Origin of the sequence: Dyella dinghuensis, from assembly GCF_003977615.1 — a bacterium.
Classification (GTDB): domain Bacteria; phylum Pseudomonadota; class Gammaproteobacteria; order Xanthomonadales; family Rhodanobacteraceae; genus Dyella_B; species Dyella_B dinghuensis.
This window is the reverse complement of sequence record NZ_RYZR01000003.1, coordinates 713,796-734,642: the sequence shown is the minus strand read 5'-3', so window position 1 is coordinate 734,642 and position 20,847 is coordinate 713,796. Positions and strand designations below refer to the sequence as shown.

Annotated in this window: 16 protein-coding genes; 5 read left to right on the top strand and 11 right to left on the bottom strand. The window is 60.7% G+C overall.

Annotation, left to right across the window (positions count from 1 at the left end):
* Nucleotides 1-79: 79 nt before the first annotated feature.
* On the bottom strand, nucleotides 80-1,912 hold the full coding sequence (gene typA, locus EKH79_RS06480) for a translational GTPase TypA (RefSeq protein ID WP_126672943.1): 1,833 nt from the start codon (nucleotides 1,910-1,912) through the stop codon (nucleotides 80-82).
* 306 nt (nucleotides 1,913-2,218) lie between these two features.
* On the opposite strand from typA, the gene EKH79_RS06475 reads away from it, so the two are divergent.
* From EKH79_RS06475 to EKH79_RS06465, 3 genes are all read left to right on the top strand, one after another.
* Nucleotides 2,219-3,967: a 3-hydroxybutyrate oligomer hydrolase family protein gene (locus tag EKH79_RS06475; protein ID WP_126672942.1), complete on the top strand. Its 1,749-nt coding sequence runs from the start codon at nucleotides 2,219-2,221 to the stop codon at nucleotides 3,965-3,967.
* A 94-nt stretch (nucleotides 3,968-4,061) separates the two neighbouring features.
* A complete protein-coding gene (locus EKH79_RS06470; protein WP_126672941.1) occupies nucleotides 4,062-4,571 on the top strand; it encodes a peptidylprolyl isomerase in 510 nt (169 codons plus the stop codon).
* A gap of 89 nt (nucleotides 4,572-4,660) precedes the next feature.
* Nucleotides 4,661-5,167: a YidB family protein gene (locus tag EKH79_RS06465; RefSeq protein WP_484481983.1), complete on the top strand. Its 507-nt coding sequence runs from the start codon at nucleotides 4,661-4,663 to the stop codon at nucleotides 5,165-5,167.
* Nucleotides 5,168-5,239: 72 nt separating this feature from the next.
* Here EKH79_RS06465 and EKH79_RS06460 read toward each other — a convergent pair whose 3' ends face one another.
* Nucleotides 5,240-5,497, bottom strand: a complete 258-nt coding sequence (locus EKH79_RS06460) for a GlsB/YeaQ/YmgE family stress response membrane protein (RefSeq protein WP_126672939.1) — start codon at nucleotides 5,495-5,497, stop codon at nucleotides 5,240-5,242.
* Between the two features lie 201 nt (nucleotides 5,498-5,698).
* On the opposite strand from EKH79_RS06460, the gene EKH79_RS06455 reads away from it, so the two are divergent.
* Nucleotides 5,699-6,898, top strand: a complete 1,200-nt coding sequence (locus EKH79_RS06455; protein ID WP_126672938.1) for a pyridoxal phosphate-dependent aminotransferase — start codon at nucleotides 5,699-5,701, stop codon at nucleotides 6,896-6,898.
* A 65-nt stretch (nucleotides 6,899-6,963) separates the two neighbouring features.
* The gene (locus EKH79_RS06450) at nucleotides 6,964-7,950 is read left to right on the top strand and encodes a malate dehydrogenase (RefSeq protein WP_126672937.1); all 987 of its coding nucleotides are present in this window, start codon (nucleotides 6,964-6,966) and stop codon (nucleotides 7,948-7,950) included.
* 100 nt (nucleotides 7,951-8,050) lie between these two features.
* Here the strand turns inward: EKH79_RS06450 and EKH79_RS06445 are convergent, their stop codons facing one another.
* The 9 genes from EKH79_RS06445 to EKH79_RS06405 all read right to left on the bottom strand — a co-directional run bounded on the left by EKH79_RS06445 (nucleotide 8,051) and on the right by EKH79_RS06405 (nucleotide 20,749).
* Nucleotides 8,051-9,736 (bottom strand): ShlB/FhaC/HecB family hemolysin secretion/activation protein, encoded by a 1,686-nt coding sequence (locus tag EKH79_RS06445; RefSeq protein ID WP_158621207.1) that lies wholly within the window; start codon nucleotides 9,734-9,736, stop codon nucleotides 8,051-8,053.
* Nucleotides 9,737-9,870: 134 nt separating this feature from the next.
* Nucleotides 9,871-11,373 (bottom strand): collagen-like triple helix repeat-containing protein, encoded by a 1,503-nt coding sequence (locus EKH79_RS06440; protein ID WP_126672935.1) that lies wholly within the window; start codon nucleotides 11,371-11,373, stop codon nucleotides 9,871-9,873.
* Nucleotides 11,374-11,670: 297 nt separating this feature from the next.
* Complete coding sequence (locus EKH79_RS06435) at nucleotides 11,671-12,399, bottom strand: UDP-2,3-diacylglucosamine diphosphatase (protein WP_126672934.1); 729 nt, start codon at nucleotides 12,397-12,399, stop codon at nucleotides 11,671-11,673.
* Complete coding sequence (locus tag EKH79_RS06430; RefSeq protein ID WP_126672933.1) at nucleotides 12,396-13,052, bottom strand: peptidylprolyl isomerase; 657 nt, start codon at nucleotides 13,050-13,052, stop codon at nucleotides 12,396-12,398. Before EKH79_RS06430 ends, EKH79_RS06435 begins: the two co-directional genes overlap by 4 nt.
* 90 nt (nucleotides 13,053-13,142) lie before the next feature.
* Nucleotides 13,143-14,660 carry a Ppx/GppA phosphatase family protein gene (locus EKH79_RS06425; RefSeq protein WP_126672932.1) on the bottom strand — a complete coding sequence of 506 codons (1,518 nt, stop codon included), beginning with the start codon at nucleotides 14,658-14,660 and terminating at the stop codon, nucleotides 13,143-13,145.
* Nucleotides 14,661-14,727: 67 nt separating this feature from the next.
* A complete protein-coding gene (ppk1, locus tag EKH79_RS06420; RefSeq protein WP_126672931.1) occupies nucleotides 14,728-16,833 on the bottom strand; it encodes a polyphosphate kinase 1 in 2,106 nt (701 codons plus the stop codon).
* A 54-nt stretch (nucleotides 16,834-16,887) separates the two neighbouring features.
* Nucleotides 16,888-18,189, bottom strand: a complete 1,302-nt coding sequence (gene phoR, locus EKH79_RS06415; RefSeq protein WP_126672930.1) for a phosphate regulon sensor histidine kinase PhoR — start codon at nucleotides 18,187-18,189, stop codon at nucleotides 16,888-16,890.
* Between the two features lie 13 nt (nucleotides 18,190-18,202).
* Nucleotides 18,203-18,892 (bottom strand): phosphate regulon transcriptional regulator PhoB, encoded by a 690-nt coding sequence (gene phoB / locus EKH79_RS06410; RefSeq protein ID WP_115476890.1) that lies wholly within the window; start codon nucleotides 18,890-18,892, stop codon nucleotides 18,203-18,205.
* A 111-nt stretch (nucleotides 18,893-19,003) separates the two neighbouring features.
* Nucleotides 19,004-20,749: a M48 family metalloprotease gene (locus tag EKH79_RS06405; RefSeq protein ID WP_425478474.1), complete on the bottom strand. Its 1,746-nt coding sequence runs from the start codon at nucleotides 20,747-20,749 to the stop codon at nucleotides 19,004-19,006.
* Nucleotides 20,750-20,847 lie beyond the last annotated feature (98 nt).

The window sequence follows — 20,847 nt, the reverse complement described above, 5'->3', positions numbered from 1 at the left end:
AAGCGAGTGTGTCAACGAAAAGACGTCCAACAAAAAGGCCACCTTGCGGTGGCCTTTCGTTGTCTTGGCAGCGATGCATTTATCCCGCGCCGCGCGACGCTTTCTTGCGATCGTTTTCGGTGAGGTGCTTCTTGCGCAAACGGATCTCTCGTGGGGTGATCTCCACCAGCTCATCGTCGTCGATGAAATCCAATGCCTGTTCCAGTGAGAACTTGATCGCCGGAGTCAGCTGGATAGCATCGTCCTTGCCCGACGCACGCATGTTGGTCAGCGGTTTGGGTTTGATCGCGTTGACGGTGAGGTCGTTGTCCTTGGCGTGAATACCGACGAGCTGGCCTTCATAGACCGAATCGCCTTCCGCCGCGAACAACTTGCCGCGATCCTGCAACGGCCCCAACGAGTAAGCGGGCGTGGTGCCGGCCGCGTTGGCGATCATCACGCCGTTGAGGCGCTTGGCGATCTGGCCTTCTTCCTTCGGACCGTAGTGGTCGAACACGTGGAACAGCAGGCCCGAACCCTGGGTGAGGGTCTTGAACTGATTCTGGAAACCGATCAGGCCGCGTGCCGGGATCTGGTATTCGAGACGCACACGACCCTTGCCGTCCGACTCCATGTTCTTCAGCTGGCCCTTGCGGATGCCAAGGCGCTCCATCACCGGTCCCTGGTGAATTTCCTCGACGTCGACCACGAGTTGTTCGATCGGCTCCATCTTCTGGCCGTCGATCTCTTTGATGATCACTTCGGGGCGCGATACGGCGAGTTCGTAGCCCTCGCGGCGCATGTTCTCGATCAGCACCGACAGATGCAATTCACCGCGACCGGAGACGAGGAACTTGTCGGCATCGGAGCCTTGCTCGACCTTCAGGGCCACGTTGTGCACCTGTTCGCGGTCCAGACGATCCTTCAGCTGGCGGCTGGTCAGGAACTTGCCGCCCGAAAGGTCTTTGCTGCCGGCGAACGGCGAGTTGTTGACCTGGAAGGTCATGCTGATCATCGGTTCGTCGACGGTCAGGGCCGGTAGCGCTTCCGGGGTATCCAGCGCGCAGACCGTGTCGGAAATGGTCAGATCCTGGATGCCGGAGATGGCGACGATATCGCCCGCTTCGGCGCTGTCCTGCTCGATGCGCTCCAGGCCCATGAAGCCGAGCACCTGCAGCACCTTGCCCTGGCGCTTCTTGCCTTCGCGATTGATCACGGCGACCGGCATGTTCTTCTTCAGCGTGCCGCGCTGGATGCGACCAATGCCGATGACGCCAACGAAGTTGTTGTAGTCCAGCTGGCTGATGCGCATCTGGAACGGGCCGTTCGGGTCGACCTCCGGCTTCGGCGCATGATCCATGATCGCCTGGTAAAGCGGGGTCATGTCGCCTTCGCGAGCCGAGTCTTCAAGGCTGGCATAGCCACCCAGCGCCGACGCGTAGACGATCGGGAAGTCCATCTGCTCGGCGGTGGCGCCGAGGCGATCGAACAGATCCCACACCTGGTCCACAACCCATTGCGGGCGCGAGCCCGGGCGGTCGATCTTGTTGATCACCACGATCGGCTTGAAGCCCATCGCGAACGCCTTCTGCGTGACGAAGCGCGTCTGCGGCATCGGGCCGTCCATCGCGTCGACGAGAATCAACACGGTATCGACCATCGACAGCACACGTTCCACTTCGCCGCCGAAGTCCGCGTGGCCTGGGGTGTCGACGATGTTGATGCGGTTGCCACGCCAGGTGATCGCGGTGTTCTTGGCAAGAATGGTGATGCCGCGTTCTTTTTCCTGATCGTTGCTGTCCATCACGCGTTCGGCGAGCACCGTGCGTTCGGACAGCGTGCCCGACTGCTTCAGCAGCTGGTCGACGAGGGTGGTTTTGCCATGGTCGACGTGAGCGACGATGGCGATATTGCGCAGGTTTTCGATGGACATGGATATAGGGCTTGGGCGAGCCGTAAGATCGCCGCGCAGGTTTCGGTTAGGGTTAACCCGCCAATTATACGGAGTTATGTGACAGCTTGCTTGATATCTGCATAACGCAGTGCCGCGCGAGGGTTGCGGCGTGCTGGGTTGCCGTCAGTGTGGGTCGCCTCGGTCTGGGGATGAAGGGCTGTTTATTCACAAATGTGAGGGCTTCGGGTTGGCCGCCGGTAAGGCTGTAGCCGAGCATCGGCACGGGTTTGCCCCCTAACAGGCGTCGCTGCGTATATTGTCGGGCGGTCGTCTACGGAGCCTCCGATGCAAGGGATCGATTTCGTTCAGGGCGATGTCTGCGTCACCGAGCATCGCGACCATGACGATTTGCTCAGTGGTGGTCTGGGTTTGGCTGGGCTCAGGGCGCCTCCGGCCCCTTTTGCAGATCCACAGCATCCCACCGTGCAGGAGTTGCGATGCCGGGCGATCCGCACGAGCTGGGCGGGGATCGCCGATTTGGGCCCGCTTGGCGGTTACGGTTCTGTTTATGGTGCCGTTCCCGATGTGCCCGGCCGCGAGTATCAGGCGTTTGCGAAAATTCCAGGCGCACATGCGCCGCATCGCGTCTTGCTGCAGGTACCGGACCATTTCGACAAGGCACGCCGGTGTCTTATCGTCACGGCGTCGTCCGGATCGCGCGGCATTTACGGCGCGATTGCGTTGGCCGGTGCATGGGGCCTGTCACGCGGTTGCGCGGTGGCGTACACCGATAAAGGAACCGGATCGGGTTACTTCGACTATGCCGACGACACGGGCGTCGCACTGGACGGTCGGCGCGCCATACGCGGCACCGCGATGCTGGAATTCGAACCGTCGCCGTCAGCCAGCAAAGGCATTGCGATAAAGCATGCGCATTCCGGCGATAACCCGGAGGCCGACTGGGGGCGTCACGTTTTGCAGGCCGCGCAGTTTGGTCTAGCGATGCTTGATCGTGCTTTTCCGGATCAGGCGCCTTTCACACCGCAGAATACAAAGATCATCGCAACGGGTTTGTCCAACGGCGGCGGTGCGGTATTGCAGGCGGCTGGTTTGGACGATCAGCACATGCTGGCCGGTGTTGTTGCATTGGAACCGAATGTGCACACGCCCAACGGCCCGGCACTCTTCGACTACATGACCGAGGCGGCGATGTGGTTGCCGTGTGCATTGCTGGACGAACGTTTCGCTTCGACGCCGTTCGCACGCGATGCGCAGGGCAAACCGCATGCAACATGGGTGACGCGTTGCGCGCGCCTGCATACGCAAGGCTTGCTGAAGACATCCACGCTGCAAGCACAGGCCGCTGAGGCATACGAACATTTGTGCAGCAGAGGGTGGACCGATCAGGCCATGGCTACCGGCGCGTCGTCCACGGCGCTGGATCTGTGGCGTGTGATCGGCGCGGCCTACGCCTCTGCTTATCTGCGTCGCGGCTCCGAAGACATGCCATGTGGTTATCGCTATGAAGCCATAACCGCAGCGGGCAAACCTGCCGTTGCCGACGATGCAACGCGCGCAAGCTGGTGGGCCGACGCATCGGGCATTCCGCCCGGCAATGGCGTGGGCTTGTTCGGCGGTACGGATACATCTGACGATCCGCAATTTGTCGGTACCGAATGCTTGCGTCGGCTATGGACAGGCAACGACGCCGACGCGGTTGCACTGCATGCATCGGTGAATGCACTCGCTGCGAGGCTGCCGCGCGCCGGTCTTCCGCTATGGGTAGTGCACGGTGCAGACGATGGTTTGCTGCCGACGACATTCACCTCCGAACCTTATATCGCGTGGCTGCACGATGAAGGACGCCAGCCGTTGTATTGGAAAATCCCGCACGCGCAGCACTTCGATGCATTCCTGCCATTCCCCGGGTTTGGTGACAGGCATTTGCCATTGCTGCCCTACGGCTACGCAGCGCTGGATCGGCTCTACGCGCATCTCTACGCGGAGCAACCCTGGCCGAGCGATATCCCGGCACCCGCCGGCGCGCCTCGTGGTGCGGGGCCATTGCAGGCGCTCATGCTGGATTTACCCTAAATTCTGTCCCCACCGAGCTACTGGCGTTATCCTTGGCTATTAGGCGCCCGACGTCCGGACGCATCGTTTCAGCTCTGACAAAGAAGGATTATCCATGGCCATCAATGTGACGCTCACCACCAACCGCGGTCCGATTCATCTGCGTCTTCATGACGACAAAACCCCGGTCACCGTGGCGAGTTTCGTCAATCTGGCGCGCCGCGGTTATTACGATGGTTTGGCGTTCCACCGCGTGATTGCCGACTTCATGGTCCAGGGCGGTTGCCCGGAAGGCAGCGGCCGTGGCGGTCCGGGCTATCGTTTCGAGGACGAATTCCATTCGTCGCTGCGTCATGACAAGCCGGGCATTCTGTCGATGGCCAATGCCGGCCCGCGCACGAACGGCAGCCAGTTCTTCATCACCCATGGCGCCACGCCGTGGCTGGACGGCAAGCACAGCGTGTTCGGCGAAATCGTTGGTGCGGAAGATCAGGCCGTGGTCGATGCCATCAAGCAAGGCGACATCATTGAAAAGGTCACCGTGGAAGGCGATGTCGATGCACTGCTCGCCAAGCAGGCCGATCGGGTAAAGGAATGGAACGAAGTGCTCGATCAGCGCGCCTGATCGCTCCACTTCCCCAAGAAAAACAAAAGGCCGCCGGGGCTTCTCCGGCGGCCTTTCTTCTTCACGGAATGGTCACTTTCGTGTAGCCGATGTCGACCTACAATCCGGACGCTGGGCCCCCTCATTACGCGATGAAAAGGAGTGCTGCGATGTCCATCCTCGGAAATTTGGGCAGTTTGTTCGGTGGCGGTAACCAGACTGATGCGGCGGCAGGTGGAGCATCGCTCGTTTCGGTGGCCGGTCAATTGATCCAGCAAGCCGGCGGCATCCAGGGGTTGACCAACCTTCTGCAGCAACACGGCATGAGTGACGCCGTGCAATCGTGGGTTGGCAACGGCGCCAATCAAGCCATTTCCAGTGGTCAACTCGGACAGGCGTTGCAGAATGGCGGTTTGAATTCGGTCGTTGCCGAAGCCGCAAGCAAATTGGGCATGAGCCAGGACCAGGTGATGAACGGACTTGCGCAGGTGCTGCCGCATGCCGTCGATCACTTGACCCCCAATGGTCAGGTGCCCAGCAATGGCAGTGGCTTGGATCTATCGTCCTTGGCGGGACTGGCCGGCAAGCTGTTTGGCCCGCACACCGATACAGCCTGATCGTTTTTCTCTTCCACGAAAAAAGCACGGCAGGGCAACCCGCCGTGCTTTTTTATGCGCAGTCGCGTGAGGTTATTGCGGATTGAAATAGCGCAGCAGCAACATCAGGATGATCGCGCCCACGATCGACATCAGAAAGCCGGCGGTATGGAACTTGGAGCCCGGCGGCGGCCGCTTGAACAGATAACCGATCAGGCCACCGATGATGGAGCCCACGATGCCCACGACCGTGGTCATGAGGAAGCCCATATGGTTCTCGCCAGGGACCACCCACCTGGCAATAAGGCCAACGAAGAAACCGACGATGATGAACCAGATGAAGTTGAGCATACGCACCTACTCCTTGAGTCAGTGATTCAAACTGCTGGTCGGACGGCGTCTTTCGCCCCGCGCTGCGGGGGCGCTTCATCATGCCAGCGGAACGTGACGGAACAATAGGAGTTTTTGAAGCCGGGGCAGGGGCCGCGATTGACGCGGCGCCGCATGCTAAAATTGCCGGGTTTGTTGTTTCCGTCCCCCTCCGAGGAAGCCATGCCCCAGCTCGCCCAGCGTGTCGGCCGCGCCAAACCCAGCGCGATCATGGTCATTGCCGAAAAGGCCAAGCAGCTCAAGGCTGCCGGCCGCGACATCATCAGTTTCTCCATCGGCGTGCCGAATTTTCTGCCCGGCGATCACGTCTATCAGGCGGCCCGCGAGGCGCTTTCGCACGATAGCGGTCAGTACGGCAGCAATCGCGGCGCCGATGCGTTGCTCGATGCCTTCCTGAAACACATCGAAGCGCTCGGTTTTAGCGGTTATGGCCGTGCGAATCTTTCGATCGGCATTGGCGCGAAACAGGTGCTGTACAACCTGGCCGAGGCGATGCTCAACGAAGGCGACGAGATCTGCTTTGCCGCGCCGTACTGGACGACCTATCACGACATCGCCGACATCGTCGGCGCCAAGGCGAACGTGCTGCATTGCGGCCCGTCGCAGAACTACAAGCTCACGCCGGCGCAGCTCGAAACCGCACTGGCGCGCAAGCCGAAAGTGTTCCTGTTCAACAATCCGTCCAATCCCACCGGCATGGTTTACACGCGCGAAGAAATCGCTGCGCTGGCCGATGTGCTGGTGAAGTATCCGGATACGTGGATTGTCACCGACGACATCTACAACTCGATGGTGTTCGACGGTATCGGTTATCACAACTTTGTCTTCGCGCGTCCGGAATTGCGCGATCGTCTCGTGTTTGTCGACTCGGTATCCAAGACCTACGGCATGCCGGGCTGGCGCGTGGGTTTGATTGCAGGTCCCGAGTCGGTGGCGAAAGCGGTCACCACGCTCAACTCCAATCACATCACCAGCGTGCCGGAAGTGATCACGGCCGCGGCCGTCGCGGCGTTCAGTGGCCCGCAGGATATTCCGCAGGCGAAGTGCAAGGAATTTGCCGAGAAGCGCGATATTGTCGTCAATGCGCTGAAAGCGATTCCCGGTGTGGTGTGTCCGCGTCCACAAGGCGCGTTCTATGCATTCCCGGATATCTCGGTGGCGTTTGGCAAGAGCCACAACGGCAAGCGTCTGGAGAACGACGTCGATGTATGCGCAGCGTTGCTGGAAGCGAAGGGCGTGGCCTGCGTGCCGGGCTCCGCATTCGGCGAGCCGCTTGCGATGCGCATTTCCTACACCTGTCCCACCGCACAACTTCAGCCGGGACTGGATCGCATTACCCAATTCTTTGCCGAACTGACCTGATTTATTTACCGGCCCGCGTCGTAAGGATGCGGGCCTCGTTTTATGCACCTGAAGGAGTTCCCACGATGAAAGCACCCGTTCGTGTTGCCGTGACCGGCGCTGCCGGCCAGATTGGTTACGCCCTGCTGTTCCGCATTGCTGCCGGCGACATGCTCGGTCCGGATCAGCCGGTGATCCTGCACCTGCTCGAAATCACCCCGGCGCTGCCTGCGCTGCAGGGTGTGGTGATGGAACTCAACGACTGCGCATTCCCGACGCTGGCTGGCGTGGTCGCCACCGATGACGTGAACGTCGCCTTCAAGGACGTCGATTACGCATTGCTCGTCGGCGCACGTCCGCGTGGCCCGGGCATGGAGCGCAAGGATCTGCTCGAAGCAAACGGCGCGATCTTCTCGCCGCAGGGCAAAGCACTGAACGATCACGCCAAGCGTGATGTGCGCGTGCTGGTGGTCGGCAACCCGGCCAACACCAATTCGCTGATTGCGCAGCAGAACGCACCGGATCTCGATCCGAAGTGCTTCACCGCGATGGTGCGCCTGGACCACAACCGTGCGCTGTCGCAGCTCGCCGAGAAGACCGGCAAGCACACGACCGACATCAAGAAAGTCACCATCTGGGGCAACCACAGCTCCACGCAGTATCCGGATCTGCATCACGCGACCGTCGGCGGCAAGGCTGCGCTCAGCCTCGTCGATCAAAACTGGTACGAGAAGGATTTCATCCCGACCGTGCAGCAGCGCGGCGCAGCGATCATCAAGGCACGCGGTGCTTCCTCGGCGGCGTCGGCAGCTTCTGCAGCCATCGATCACATGCGCAACTGGGCGCTGGGCACGTCGGAAGGCGACTGGGTGTCGATGGGCATTCCGTCGGACGGCTCGTATGGCATCAAGCCGGGCGTGATCTACGGCTACCCGGTGACGGTGAAGAACGGTAAGTACGAGATCGTGCAGGGTCTGGAGATCAATGACTTCTCGCGTGCCCGCATGGATGCCACCGACAAAGAACTGCGCGAAGAGCGCGCCGGTGTCGAGCATCTGTTCGCCAAGAAGTAATTTTGGTTATTCGTGATATCAAAACGGCCGCCTGCTGGCGGCCGTTTTGTTTTGAAGCTTTGCAGCTTGAATCCTTTTCCCTTTGGGATAAGTGCCAGCATCAATGCAACTGGTAGCTAAAAGAAAAATCCACCCGCGGTTCCCGATGCGGAGCACCCATCGGAACATCGCCAACCGGCTCGGCCACCGTAAGGTCAAACGCGTAATAACGCTTATCCGTCCAACGCACACCCACGCCCGCCGTCCCCAGCTTCGCCAACGAAGGCACGCCCACGTTGAGATACACGCGTGCAAATTGGCCGATGATGTAAGGCGTCACTTGCCGCACCCACGTGTTGGAAAGATCGTAGTGCCGATTCACTTCGATCGACGCGCCCCAGCCACTGTCGCCTGAGGTTTCACCGGGATCGTACGCAAGCCCATAACGCGGGCCGCCAAAGCTGATCTGTTCGGTGGTAGGCAACGTATCGTTGCTGTGTTGCCCGGTGATATTGAACACCGTTCCAAATCGCTGTGGCCACGCATTGCTTTGGATAAACGTGGCGTCATAGCGCGTGAACTCGGCATTGGCAGGCGTCACCAGCACGTTGTTACCCACCTGCGTGACGACACTCGCGCTGGCACCCAGCGCATTCAGTCCGTGCGCGATTTCCAGATCGATCTTCTGCGTGCTGTTGTCGTGCGCCTTGACGTAATCGAGTTTTGCATCGAGCACACGCAAATCGTATTGCTGCAGCACGCTCGCGCCGGTCACGGTGTTGGTATAGCGCTCCTGCAGATCGGTGGCGTACGCGCCGCCGGTGAGTGTCAGATTGGTGCGGCTATCCAGCAGCAGCGGATAAGAGAGACTGATCGCATATTGATCCTGATCCATGCTCTGTTGCAGATACGAAGGCAGCTGATTGTCCGTGTCCGGATTGCCCTGGTAGTGCGAACCACTCACATGGAGCATCAAGCCGTCTGCACCAACCGGTTGCATGTAGGCGAGTGAATACAGTCGCTGATCACCGGGGCCGGAAGGCAGCAGCGTGGAAAACGTCAGCTGTTCGCTAAGCGGTGTAAAACCGTTCTCCGTGACCGCAGTCAAGCCTTGAACGCCGGGATGGTTGACGTCGACGCCGGTGGTTGCGTTGAAGCGCGTACGCGTCACATCGATTACCAAACGCGTTGCGCCGTCGGTTGTCGTCGGTGCGGGAACGTTCGCATTGACGTGTATGCCCGGTAGCATGCCGAGCACCTGTAGATACCGTTCGAACGTTTTCTGTCGAAGCGGACGGTCCTTGACGATATGTGCGGCAATGGCGCGGATTTTTCGCTCCATGTTTCCCGCATCGCCTTTGATGACCACATCAGCGACGTAGCCTTCGACCACGGTGACATGCACGGTGCCGTCCGCGAAATTCTGGGTGGGAACATAGCCGAATGACAACGCATATCCGTGTGCCTTGTAGACAACCGTAATCTTCGCAGCCGCTGCAAGCACATCTCCGACGGTAACCGTCTTGCCACGCATCGGAGTGAACAACGCTGCGATCTCCTTGAACGGCACGGCATGCACGCCCGTTACGTCGAAACGTTGCGGCGTGATCTGCGTGGCGAGCAGGGCGGCCAAACGTGGATTCGCGGCCTGGGTCTGCACTTGCGTGTTGACGCGCGGCGCATTCGGCGTTTCGACGCGCGGCAAATTCTGTAGCGGATTGGCAGTCGTCGGCGGGCGAAATTGCGCTTGCGCCTGCACGGACATGACGAGCGACATGCCAATAGCCGGGCCGATCCATGCCTTCATGCGTTGCCCCTGTTTGTCGTCTTCCATCACGACACGCGCTAGTACGGCAGATCGCGTGCCGGCCCCATAAGAGGGAGGTGGCTCAGCGCCACCTCCCTGCGACTTGCGTTCTCGTTGTCAGTGGATCGTTCGGCTTAAAGCGTATGCTTGCCGAGCAGGCCGCCTTTGCCGTTGCTACCGCCGGTGGTATTGCCAAGCGTGCTGAGCAGGTTGCCGGTGCCGCTGTCACCGGTCAGTCCACTCACGCCGTTAAGCAGATTGCTCACGCCTTGGGTGACCGGTTGCAGTGGGCCATTCACGGCAGCAGTTGTGTTCGTTCCCACCGTAGCTACGGCCGAACCTGCTGTGCTCACCACCGATCCCACCGTGCTGGTGACTGGGTTGATGGCTGCTGCAGGGCCGGAACCCGTGGCACCGGCCAACGTTTGACCTGTCGTCGCCAGGGTCTGGCCTACGCCCGTCACGGAAGTAGTCGCGCCCACTGCGGTCACACCAACCGGATTACTGATGCTGCCAGTCTGTCCCAGACCGCTGGTAATGCCATTACCCAGAGTCGTCACAGCGCCACCCGTGCCTTGCACGGTGTTGCCGACGAATTGCGTAATGGGAGATGCACCCGGTACGGACGAGCCGGCGATCTGTGAACCCACTGCAGAGACGACATTGCCTGTGCCGCTGGTTGCTGCACCGCCTACTTGCGAAACGGCAGCGATCAGATTGCCATTGCCCGGGCTGTTGCTTTGCCCAAGCATGGCAACCGGCGTCACCACATTGCTGAGCGTCTGCGTGACCGCTTTGACGGCACCGGTGCTCAGTGCGTTCTCAAGCGGGGTGCTTCCGTCGGATACGCCGTTGCCGACCATCGAGACCGCGCCACCAAGTGTCGATGTGATCGGTTGAATGGGCGAGCCTTGGAAATCGCCAACGCTGGTTACCGTATCGCCCAGTGAGTTGACGGCTTTGCCGGAGTCATCCACCACGCCGCCGAGGCTATCGACCGTCGTACCCACGGGATTGCCGGTGTTGCCAATTTGACCGAGACCGCTGGTGACGCCATTACCCAGCGTCGATACCGCGTTGCCGGTGTTAGTGATCACACCAGCCAAGCCCTGTGTGGTTGGCGTGTTGCCGCCAAGCAGCGATTGATTGGGTATTTGCGAACCGATGGTACTGATCGCGCCACCCGCGCCGGACACGACGTTACCGAGACCTGTGGCGACACTGCCAACCAGACTCGTAGGTTGCGGCGTACCGCCACCGCCTCCCGAACCCGATCCCCCTCCGGAGCCACCGCCGCTACCGGAACCTCCGCCCGAGCCACCGCCGGATCCGCCACCACCCGATCCACCGCCACCGGTACCCGTAATGCCACCACCACCCGATCCGGTGCCTGTCCCCGTTCCACTGCCACTGCCCGAACCGGTGCCACTGTTGCCGCTGCTGCCGGACGTACCGCTACCGGAGCCGCTTCCTGTGCTGCCGCCCGAGCCAGTGCTGCTTGGGCTGATTGCAGACCCTCCCCCGGAGGATCGGACGGAACCCGAACCACTGCAGGCCGCCAGTGAAATCACCGCGACCATGATTGCCGACGCAAGACATGTTTGTTTGACTAAGTTGCCCGAAGAAGTGCTACGCATGATCGTCACTCCACGAACGCTGTGCGTTCCATGTAGGCGTTCCACCTGTAGTGGATGCGCTGAGGTAGACATCTATCCCTCCCGACCGGCCCCTGCCTTTTCCGGTTATTTGGATAGAAGCCACGTACCTGCAAGAGCGGGAATCGGGCGTAAAAAGCGTGATGCGCGTCACGTGAAGACATGGTGCAGACATTGTCTACACTTGAGGTTATCAACCTCACACAGTTGGCTTGGGCCGTATAGACGGCCAAACGTCAGTTTTGCGTATTATTTTTTCGGCAGCTGGCGTGAAATCGTTTACGGCGTTGGTAGCGCTTGAAGTTCGGCACCTGCGGGTGTCACCCGAAGCAGCGAACCCTGTTCATACCAATCGCCAAGAACGATACGGGTTGCCGGAGAGCCATCGAGTTCAAAACGGTGGACGGCGGGGCGATGCGTATGGCCATGTATAACGGTCTGCACGCCAGCGTCGCGCATGGCCTGGGCCACGGCATCGGCGTTGACGTCCATGATGGTTTCTTTCGTACTGCCCGTATGCGCGCGGCTGTCTTCCCGCGCCTTCGCGGCAAAAGCGCGACGCGCATCCAGCGACATGGAAAGAACCTGCGCTTTCCATTCCGGCGTGCGTACGTTGCGGCGCACGGTCTGGTAAGCGACATCGTCCGTGCACAGCACATCGCCATGCATCAGCAGCGTAGGCTTGCCGTACAGATCGTGCACCGTGCCGTCTTCGAGCAGTGTGAAGCCGGCGCGTTCGGCAAACGCTTCGCCTAACAGAAAGTCGCGATTGCCGACCATGAAGTAGACCGGCACACCTGCATCGCGTAACGCGCGCGTGGCGCGAGCAATGCGTTGCGGCAGTTCTGCATCGTCGTCGTCGCCAATCCATGCTTCGACCAGATCGCCGAGAATGTACAGCGCATCGGCGTGGCGAACTTCATCGCTGGCCAGAAAGTTTTCGAACAACGAAGTGATGTGCGGCCGGCTGTCGTCCAGATGCAGATCGGCAATGAACAACGTGCTCATGGCGATTTGCGTGAGGTACCACTCGATGCGGCTGCGGGCGTTTCTTCGCCGAGCACGTTCGCGCCGTCAATCACCACGGGCGGATTGGGCACGTCGGCAGAGAAGGGGCCTTGTGCATGGGTCGGCAGGGCGGCGATCTTGTCGACGACGTCCATGCCTTTGATGACTTTGCCGAATACCGCGTAACCCCAGGTCAATCCGCTTTGATTGCCGGCATAGTCCAGCCGACGATCGTCGACCAGATTGATGAAGAACTGCGCTGTGCCCGAGTTGGGATCGCCGCCGCGCGCCACGGCGATGGTGCCACGCAGATTCGACAAGCCGTTGTCCGCTTCGCTGGCCACTGGCGAGTGCGTGCGGCGTGGCTGCAGATCTTTCGTATACAAGCCGCCCTGGATCAGATAACCGGGAATCACGCGATGGAACACCGTGCCGGCGTAAAAGCCCTCATGCACATAGCGCAAGAAATTGGCGACGCTCTTGGGTGCTTTGTCGGCGAACAGTTCCAGCGTGATGTCGCCCTGCGAGGTGTGCAGCACAACCGTCGGATTGGCTGCAGCAGGCGTCGCCGCATTCGCAGCTGGCGCAGAAGTCTGCGCGAAGGCAAGCGGCGTAGCGAGCAGAAAGAGGGCAGTCAGCAGGTACTTGGGCATGACGATTGGGCGGAGCGGCGGAAATATCGGGGCATCATACGCGGCCCGGAGCCGCTGTGCCTCTTTTGGCCATGTCAGGTTGGCTTCGCGTCATTGTGCGGACACGCTCAGCGCAAGTCCCAGTTCGGTCATGGGCGTGATTTCCTGCTCCAGATCTGCCTGGCTCAGCGGATGTTGCTCGAGCCACGCTGCAGGAAGTTGCAGGGTCAGTCGCTGGGTGGTTGCAGCCAGGCGCAAGGGCGGCAGGGATTCCGCACGCCGCGCACGCCGGAACAGCACGGCGAGGCGCAGCAGCGCCGTGATATGCCTGGCGAGCTGGCGGTAACGCTGGGGCAGCGATGCAAAGCTGGTTTTGTCCGGCTTGCGGCGGTGGGCCTGGATGATCGCGGCCAGCAGGTGCTGTTCCTGCTTGGAGAAACCGGCCAGATCGGCATTGCGAAGAATGTAGGCACCGTGATGATGGTGCTGGCTATGTGCGATCGCCAGGCCGATTTCGTGCACGCGAGCTGCCCACGACAACCATTCGCGTGCTTCGGCATCGAGCTTCCACGTTGCGGCGACCTGATCGAACAGCATCAGCGCCGTGGATTCCACGCGACGTGCCTGGGCACGATCGACGCCATAGCGACTGGCCAATGCATCAATGCTGGCGGTGCGCGGATCGCTGCCGCCTGCGCGACCGATCAGGTCCCACAGCAGTCCTTCGCGCATTGAGCTTTCGCACACTTCCAGGCGCTGAATGCCCAGCGCGGCGAATGCAGCTTCGAGAATCACCACGGCACCGGCGAATACCGGCGCGCGCTCTTCGGCCAGGCCCGGTAGTTTCAGTGTGCCGATTTGCCCTTGCTCAAGCAGCGCATCGCGTAACGAAGCAAGCGATGCGGGCGTTACGCCGTGGTCGGAGAGTTTCATCGCCTGCACGACAGCGCCGATGGCCTTCGCACTGCCGGAGGAGCCGAACGCATCGACCCAACCGGACTCCAGATATTCCTCGGAGAACTGCTGCAGCAACACGCCGATTTCGCCGCGTGCACGCTGCCACCGTTTGCGTGTGAGCTTGCCGCCGGGGAAGAAGCGCGCGGTGGTAGCGATGCAACCGACCTGCACGCTTTCCGTGTGCATCGGTGCCAGCCCGCGGCCAATGATGAATTCGGTACTGCCGCCACCGATGTCGATAACCAAACGCGGTTCGCGCGATGCGGAAAGATCGTGTGCGACACCGAGAAAGATCAGTCGGCCTTCTTCACGGCCGGATACGACTTCTACCGGGTGACCCAGCGCGGTTTCCGCTGCGGTGAGGAACGCTTGCGGTGAAGCCAGCCGCCGCACCGTATTCGTCGCCACGGCGCGCACGCGCGCGGTAGGAATGCCGGCGATGCGCTGACCAAAGCGGGCAAGACAGTTCAATGCGCGTGCGCGGTGTTCCGCATCCAGCGTGCCGTCGGCGCGAAGGCCGGCCGCCATGCGCACGCTGTCGCGCAGGCGGTCGATCACGCGCGGTTCCCCGTGCTCCATGCGCGCCACGACCATGTGGAAACTGTTCGAACCCATATCGACGGCGGCCATCAGCTCGCCATCCTTGATCTGCGTCTGGTCGCCGAGGCTCACGCATCGCTCCTGGTCGGGACTGGCTGGGATACTCGCATGGTCGGGTAAATGATCTGAAGTTGCATCGTTACGTGGAAGCGTTGAGGCCGCTCAAGCGTTCAAGCAATACCTGCTGCGCGGTATACGGCGCGTGTGCGCCGGGAGTGGCGCGTTCGTAATGTCCATCGCTGTCGAGCAGCCATGCCTGTGTGTTATCGGCGAGATAGTTGGCGAGCGTTTCATCGTGAACGCGTTTCGCCAGTTGCGGATCGATGATGGGAAAGGCGATCTCGATGCGCCGCATCAGATTGCGTTCCATCCAGTCCGCGCTGGCGCAGTAGATTTCCGGTTGACCATCGTTGGCAAACCAGTAAACGCGACTGTGCTCGAGAAAACGTCCAACAATGGAGCGAACGCGAATGCGTTCGGATATGCCGGGTAAACCTGGACGCAGCGTGCACGCGCCGCGCACGATCAGGTCGATATCCACGCCAGCTTGCGCTGCCGCGTAAAGCGCTTCAATAACATGCGCTTCATTGAGTGCATTGAGCTTGGCGACGATGCGCGCAGGACGACCATTGCGCGCATGCGTTGCTTCTCGCTCGATCTTCTCGATGATGCTCTTGTAGAGCGTGAACGGCGAATGCAGCAAACGCTTCAGGCTGATCATCGGGCCCAAGCCCGACAATTGCTGGAACACCTTGTGCAGGTCTTCGCCAATTTCCGGATCGGCCGTCATCAGGCCGATGTCGGTGTACAGGCGGCTGTTGGCCTGATGGTAGTTGCCCGTCGACAAATGCGAATAACGGCGCAGATGGCCGTTTTCGCGCCGCACGATCAGCATCATCTTGGCGTGCGTCTTGAAGCCGACCACGCCATACACCACTTGCACGCCGGCTTCCTGTAGCCGCGTGGCAAAGCGGATATTGGCTTCTTCGTCGAAGCGTGCGCGCAGTTCAATTACAACGGTGACGTCTTTGCCTTTGCGCGCGGCCTCGACCAGCAGATCCACGAGTGGCGTGTCTTTGCCTGCGCGATATAGCGTTTGCTTGATGGCGAGAACGTCCGGGTCCTGTACGGCTTCGCGCAGCAGATCGACAACGGCCGAGAACGATTCGTAGGGATGATGCAGCAATATGTCGCGCTGGCTCAGCACGTCGAAGATGCGCTTGGCACCATTGAGCCCGGGCGATATGGCGGGTGTGAAGCGCGGAAATTTCAGGTCGGGGCGATCGATGTCGTCGTACACCGTGCCGACGCGAATGATGTTCACCGGCCCGTTGCAGCGATAGACGTCGGTCTCTTCCAACTGGAAGTTGGAGATCAGCATCGACACGATGGATTGCGGACAGTCGTTGCCGATTTCCAATCGAACGGGGCGCGCATAACCGCGGCCGAGCAATTCTTCGGTCAGCGCGCGAGCGAGGTTGTCGACTTCCTCTTCCACGATCAGCTCGCTGTTACGCGTCACGCGGAATTGATAGGCGCCAGCCACCTTGAAACCGGGGAACATCATATCGACGAACGCCTGCAGCAATTCGGCGAGAAAGACGTAGTGATCGCCGGTGCCGCCCACTTCATCCGGAATGCGGATGATGCGCGGCAGCGAACGCGGCGCGCGCACCAGCGCCATGTGGCCCTCGTGGCCGAATGCGTCACGGCCTTGCAGCACCACGGCGATGTTCAGCGTCTTGTTGAGAATGCGTGGGAAGGGATGCGCCGGATCGAGACCTAGCGGTGAAAGCACCGGCAACACTTCGTTTTCGAAATAGCCTTGCAACCATCGGCGTTGCCGCGTTGTCCACTGTTTACGCGTGAGGAAGTGAATGTTTTCGGCCGCCAGTGCAGGCCCCAGTTCGTCATGCCATGTGGCATACTGCGCGCCGACCAGATCGAGCACGCGTTCGCGGATATGCGCAAGCAGTTCGCCGGACGCGACGCCATCCGGCCCCGGCGCTGCCGAACCGAATTGATGGTGATGCTTAAGCATCGCCACACGTACTTCGAAGAATTCGTCGAGATTGCTCGCGACGATGCTTAGAAAGCGCAGACGTTCAAGCACGGGCGTGCTCGGATCGCGCGCTTGTGCGAGTACGCGGAAGTTGAATTCAAGCGCACCCAGTTCGCGGCTCAGAAAAAGCTCGGGCTTGGGCGCTTCGTTCACGACGGGTTGGATGGCTGGGCGGCGCGGCATCCGCGCATTCTCGCCTATCAACTACCTTTACGCCTACGCTTTTGTGTCAATCGCTCAGTGAACGTCGAGCGGTTTGCTGACGTCGTGGACTTCTGGCGTCAGCAGGCGCTCGGGACCGAAGCAGCAAGTGAAGGTGGAACCTTGACCCGGTGTACTGCGGATATCCAGACGTGCCTGATGCAAGCCGAGCACGTGTTTCACGATGGAGAGACCAAGACCGGTGCCGCCGCTGTCGCGCGAACGGCTTGAGGAAACACGATAGAAGCGCTCAGTGAGGCGCGACAGATGATCGGCAGGAATGCCGTAACCCGTGTCGGTTACCGAGTAGTTGGCGCCTTCGGCCGTACGTTCCCAGCGAACCGTGATGCGTCCGCCGGTCGGCGTGTAACGCACCGCGTTGCTCACCAGGTTGGAGAGCGCACTGTGCAAATCCTTCGGCGAGCCGAGCAGATCCAGTTCGGCCGTCGATTCCACCGTGATGGTGTGGCGGCCTTGGCTAAGCGCTTCGGCTTCCTTGCGCAGCGTTGCCAACAGCGGCGCCATCTGCACACGTTCTTCGCTGACGTGGTCCTGTGTTTCCAGGCGCGACAAGGTCAGCAGATCTTCGACGATCTGACCCATGCGCTTGGACTGTGCGCGCATTTCGCCGAGCACCGGCGCCAGATGCGGCACATCTTCCGGATCGAGCAATTCGAGATAACCGTGAATTACCGTAAGCGGCGTGCGTAGTTCGTGCGACACATTCGCCACGAAGTCGCGGCGAATCTGTTCCAGACGCGACATATGGCTGATATCGCGTGCAAGCAGCAGACGCTGGCGCTGGCCAAAAGGCAGCATGGTCACGTTGATATGGCGGCTTGGCTGCCCTGGCGCGCTGACGTCGTTGAGCGGTTCGGGCGAGGGCTCTTCCAGCCAACCGGCGAGTTCGGAATTGTGCAACTTGTCGCGCAGCACGATGCCGCGATCCTGCGGACGACGCAGACCCAGTAAGCTCTCCGCCGCATGGTTGAACCAGCGTACGTGCTGGTCCTGATCGAGCAGCACAATCGCGTCCGGCAGATTGCCAGCGGCTCTGCGCAGATCGTGCAAATTGGCGGCCAGGCGTCGGGAGCGCATCATGAATCGGTCATGCCGGGGTTGGTCGGGGTCGTTGTTCTTGTCGGGGGTGGACGAGTTAATCATTGTCTTAGCTATGTGACGCAAGTGCGTCAGCAGCAAGACAATCTCTGCTACAGCGACGAGCGCCACACCCGTGGCGACATGGCCTCCGGCCAACCAACCCGCCAAACCGCCTGCAAGCAAGCCGACGACTAGCGCGAATGGGAGTTTCCAGGCGCTGTCGAGCAAGCGGTTCATGGCGGGGTGGGCGTCAGGGGCTTGCCGAGAATCGATAGCCTGCACCCCGGACCGTCTGCACCATGTCTTCGAGCTTCCACGGCTCGAGTGTCTTGCGCAGGCGCCGGATGTGCACATCGACGGTGCGTTCTTCCACGTACACGCTGCCGCCCCACACGTGGTCGAGCAGCTGGGCGCGGGAGTAGACGCGTTCGGGATGGGTCATGAAGAAGTACAGCAAGCGGTATTCGGTCGGGCCGATCGGCACCGGCTCGTCGCCCGCAAACACGCGGTGCGCCGGGCCATCGATGCGCAGGCGGCCCAGTTCCACCATGCCCGAACCGTCATCACCCTGGCTGCGGCGAAGCACGGCCTTGATGCGGGCGATCAGCTCACGGGTGGAGAAGGGCTTGACGACATAGTCGTCCACGCCGGCTTCCAGGCCATTCACGCGGTCCATTTCCTCGCCGCGTGCGGTGAGCATGATGATGGGCACTTCGCGGCTGAGTTCTTCCTTGCGCAGACGGCGGGCCAGGTCCAGTCCGCTGGTGCCCGGCAGCATCCAGTCCAGCAGAATCAGGTCGGGAACCTGCTCGGCAATGGACATCTGAGCTGTGCGTGCGTCGGCAGCCTGGGCGGTATCCATACCGGCCTTGCGCAGGGCGAAAGCGACCATGTCGCGGATGGAAGCTTCGTCTTCAACGATCAGGATGCGTTTGTGCACGCTGGGTCCAATGGGGTTTGCCTATGACGCAAATATTGCAGCGGTGCAATGTTACGTGGCAATGACACAATGTGAAATTTAATTGTCAAAGACTTGAACAGCGCGGGTTTTTCAGTATTTCTGGGTTGAAATACTCAGGCATCCTGGCAGGCCGCAGGGCGACCCGTCCAGCATCTGCCGCTCCTGCTGAAGCCCTTCAACGGCCGAATCGTGGTCGTTTAACTGGGGTGTCTGGTTGTTCCCATCCGGGTTGTCGTCGGTCGAAACGTGGCGTTTACGCAGTTCCATCACCAGCGGGGTGAGTTCGGCGATGTGGGCCTGAATGCGTGCCCGCGCGTAATAATCCAGATCCTTCCGCTTGAGCAGGCCTTTGAGCTGCTCCATCGCGTCGAAGGGCCGGCCCGAGAGATAACTGGCCTGGGCATAGGCTTCGCCCGAACGGATTGGGTCGCCGGCCCGGTCGCTGGCGCGTGCGTAGGCGGTGAAGATATCGGGCTCGTCGGTGTCTTCCAGCATCGGGCGAAGCAGGTCTGCGGCCTGGGCGGCCTGAGCGACGGAACCACCCTGGGTCAGCGCGTTGGCATAAGCGACGGCAATGGCCTTGTTGTGCGGCGATTGCGTGTTGAGTGCGGCGTAAATATCTAGCGCCGCAGCACGCTCGCCAGCCTGCAACCGTGCATCGGCCATCCCTAGGCGCAGGATGATGCTCTGCGGATATTTGACCAGTAACGGCTGCAACTGAGGAATCGCTTTGATGCCTTGGCCGGTGCGCGTGAGTGCCAACGCATAACCGTAGTGATTTTCCGCCGTGTCGCTCCCGGGCTTGTTGGCGGCGAGCAATGAACCGTAGTACGTCGCCATGTGATACGGATCGTCAGCCAGCACGCGCACGCGTTCACGCATCAGCAGATAGGTGCTGGGGCCGTTCGGATCTTCACCTTTCACGTTGAGCAGCGTGGTGGGATCTTTGACGTAAGCAATCGGCGCTGTGATGCCTTCCCAGTTGGTCTTGTCGAGCAGATTGCCGTTCGGTTGTGTTTTCTGTGCAGCGATCAGCGCTGTCGCGCGCGCTTTCGCGTCGGCAATGCGGTCGGCGGTGACCGGGTGATCCTGCAACAGCGATGGCACCTGGATGCCGCCGGAATCCGCGCTCATTTCATCTTCCATGCGCTGGAAGAATTCGGCCATGGCGTTCGGGTCGAAGCCTGCCTTGGATAGCGTGGTAATGCCGGTGCGGTCGGCCTCGGCTTCATCCTTGCGCGTGAAGTTGATTTCTTTCTGCGCAATCGCACCCATGCCGCCTTCCAGCAACGCCGCGGTTGCGCCGCCATTGGAAACGCCGCCGGCAGCAATCGCGCCCAACGCAACCAGCGCCATCAGTGGCTCATCTTTTCGTGCCGATTCGTAGGCGCGCTGCAGATGGTTTTGCGTAATGTGGCCGATTTCATGCGCCATCACTGCGGCGAGTTCGTCTTCGCTGCGCGTGATGGTGATCAAACCCGAATCGATGCCGATATAACCGCCCGGAGCCGAGAACGCATTGATCACCGGGTCTTTGGCGATGAAGAACGCGAAATGATCCTTCGGCTTGGCCGAATTGGCAACCAGACGGAAGCCAAGATTGTTGATGTAGTCGTTCAGCAGCGGATCGTCCACGACCATGTCGAGCGCGCGCATCTCCTCGAGCATTTCCTGGCCGTAATCCTTCAGCTCCTGATCCGAAACCAGGGCGTTGGCCGAGCTGCCAAGGTCGGGCAGGCGGATGTCGTCCGGCTTGTCCTGGGCACCGGCAGCCAGGGTCAGGCCAGTCAGGACCAGAGTGGTCAGCAGGCGTTTACGCAGATGTCGTGGTGCCATGGTCATAGATGAACGACAATATCACTTGTGACCTTACGGCGAGGTTGCAGTTCAGCCCCAAGCGGGTTGTTTTTAAAGGCTGTAACCGCCATTTCCTG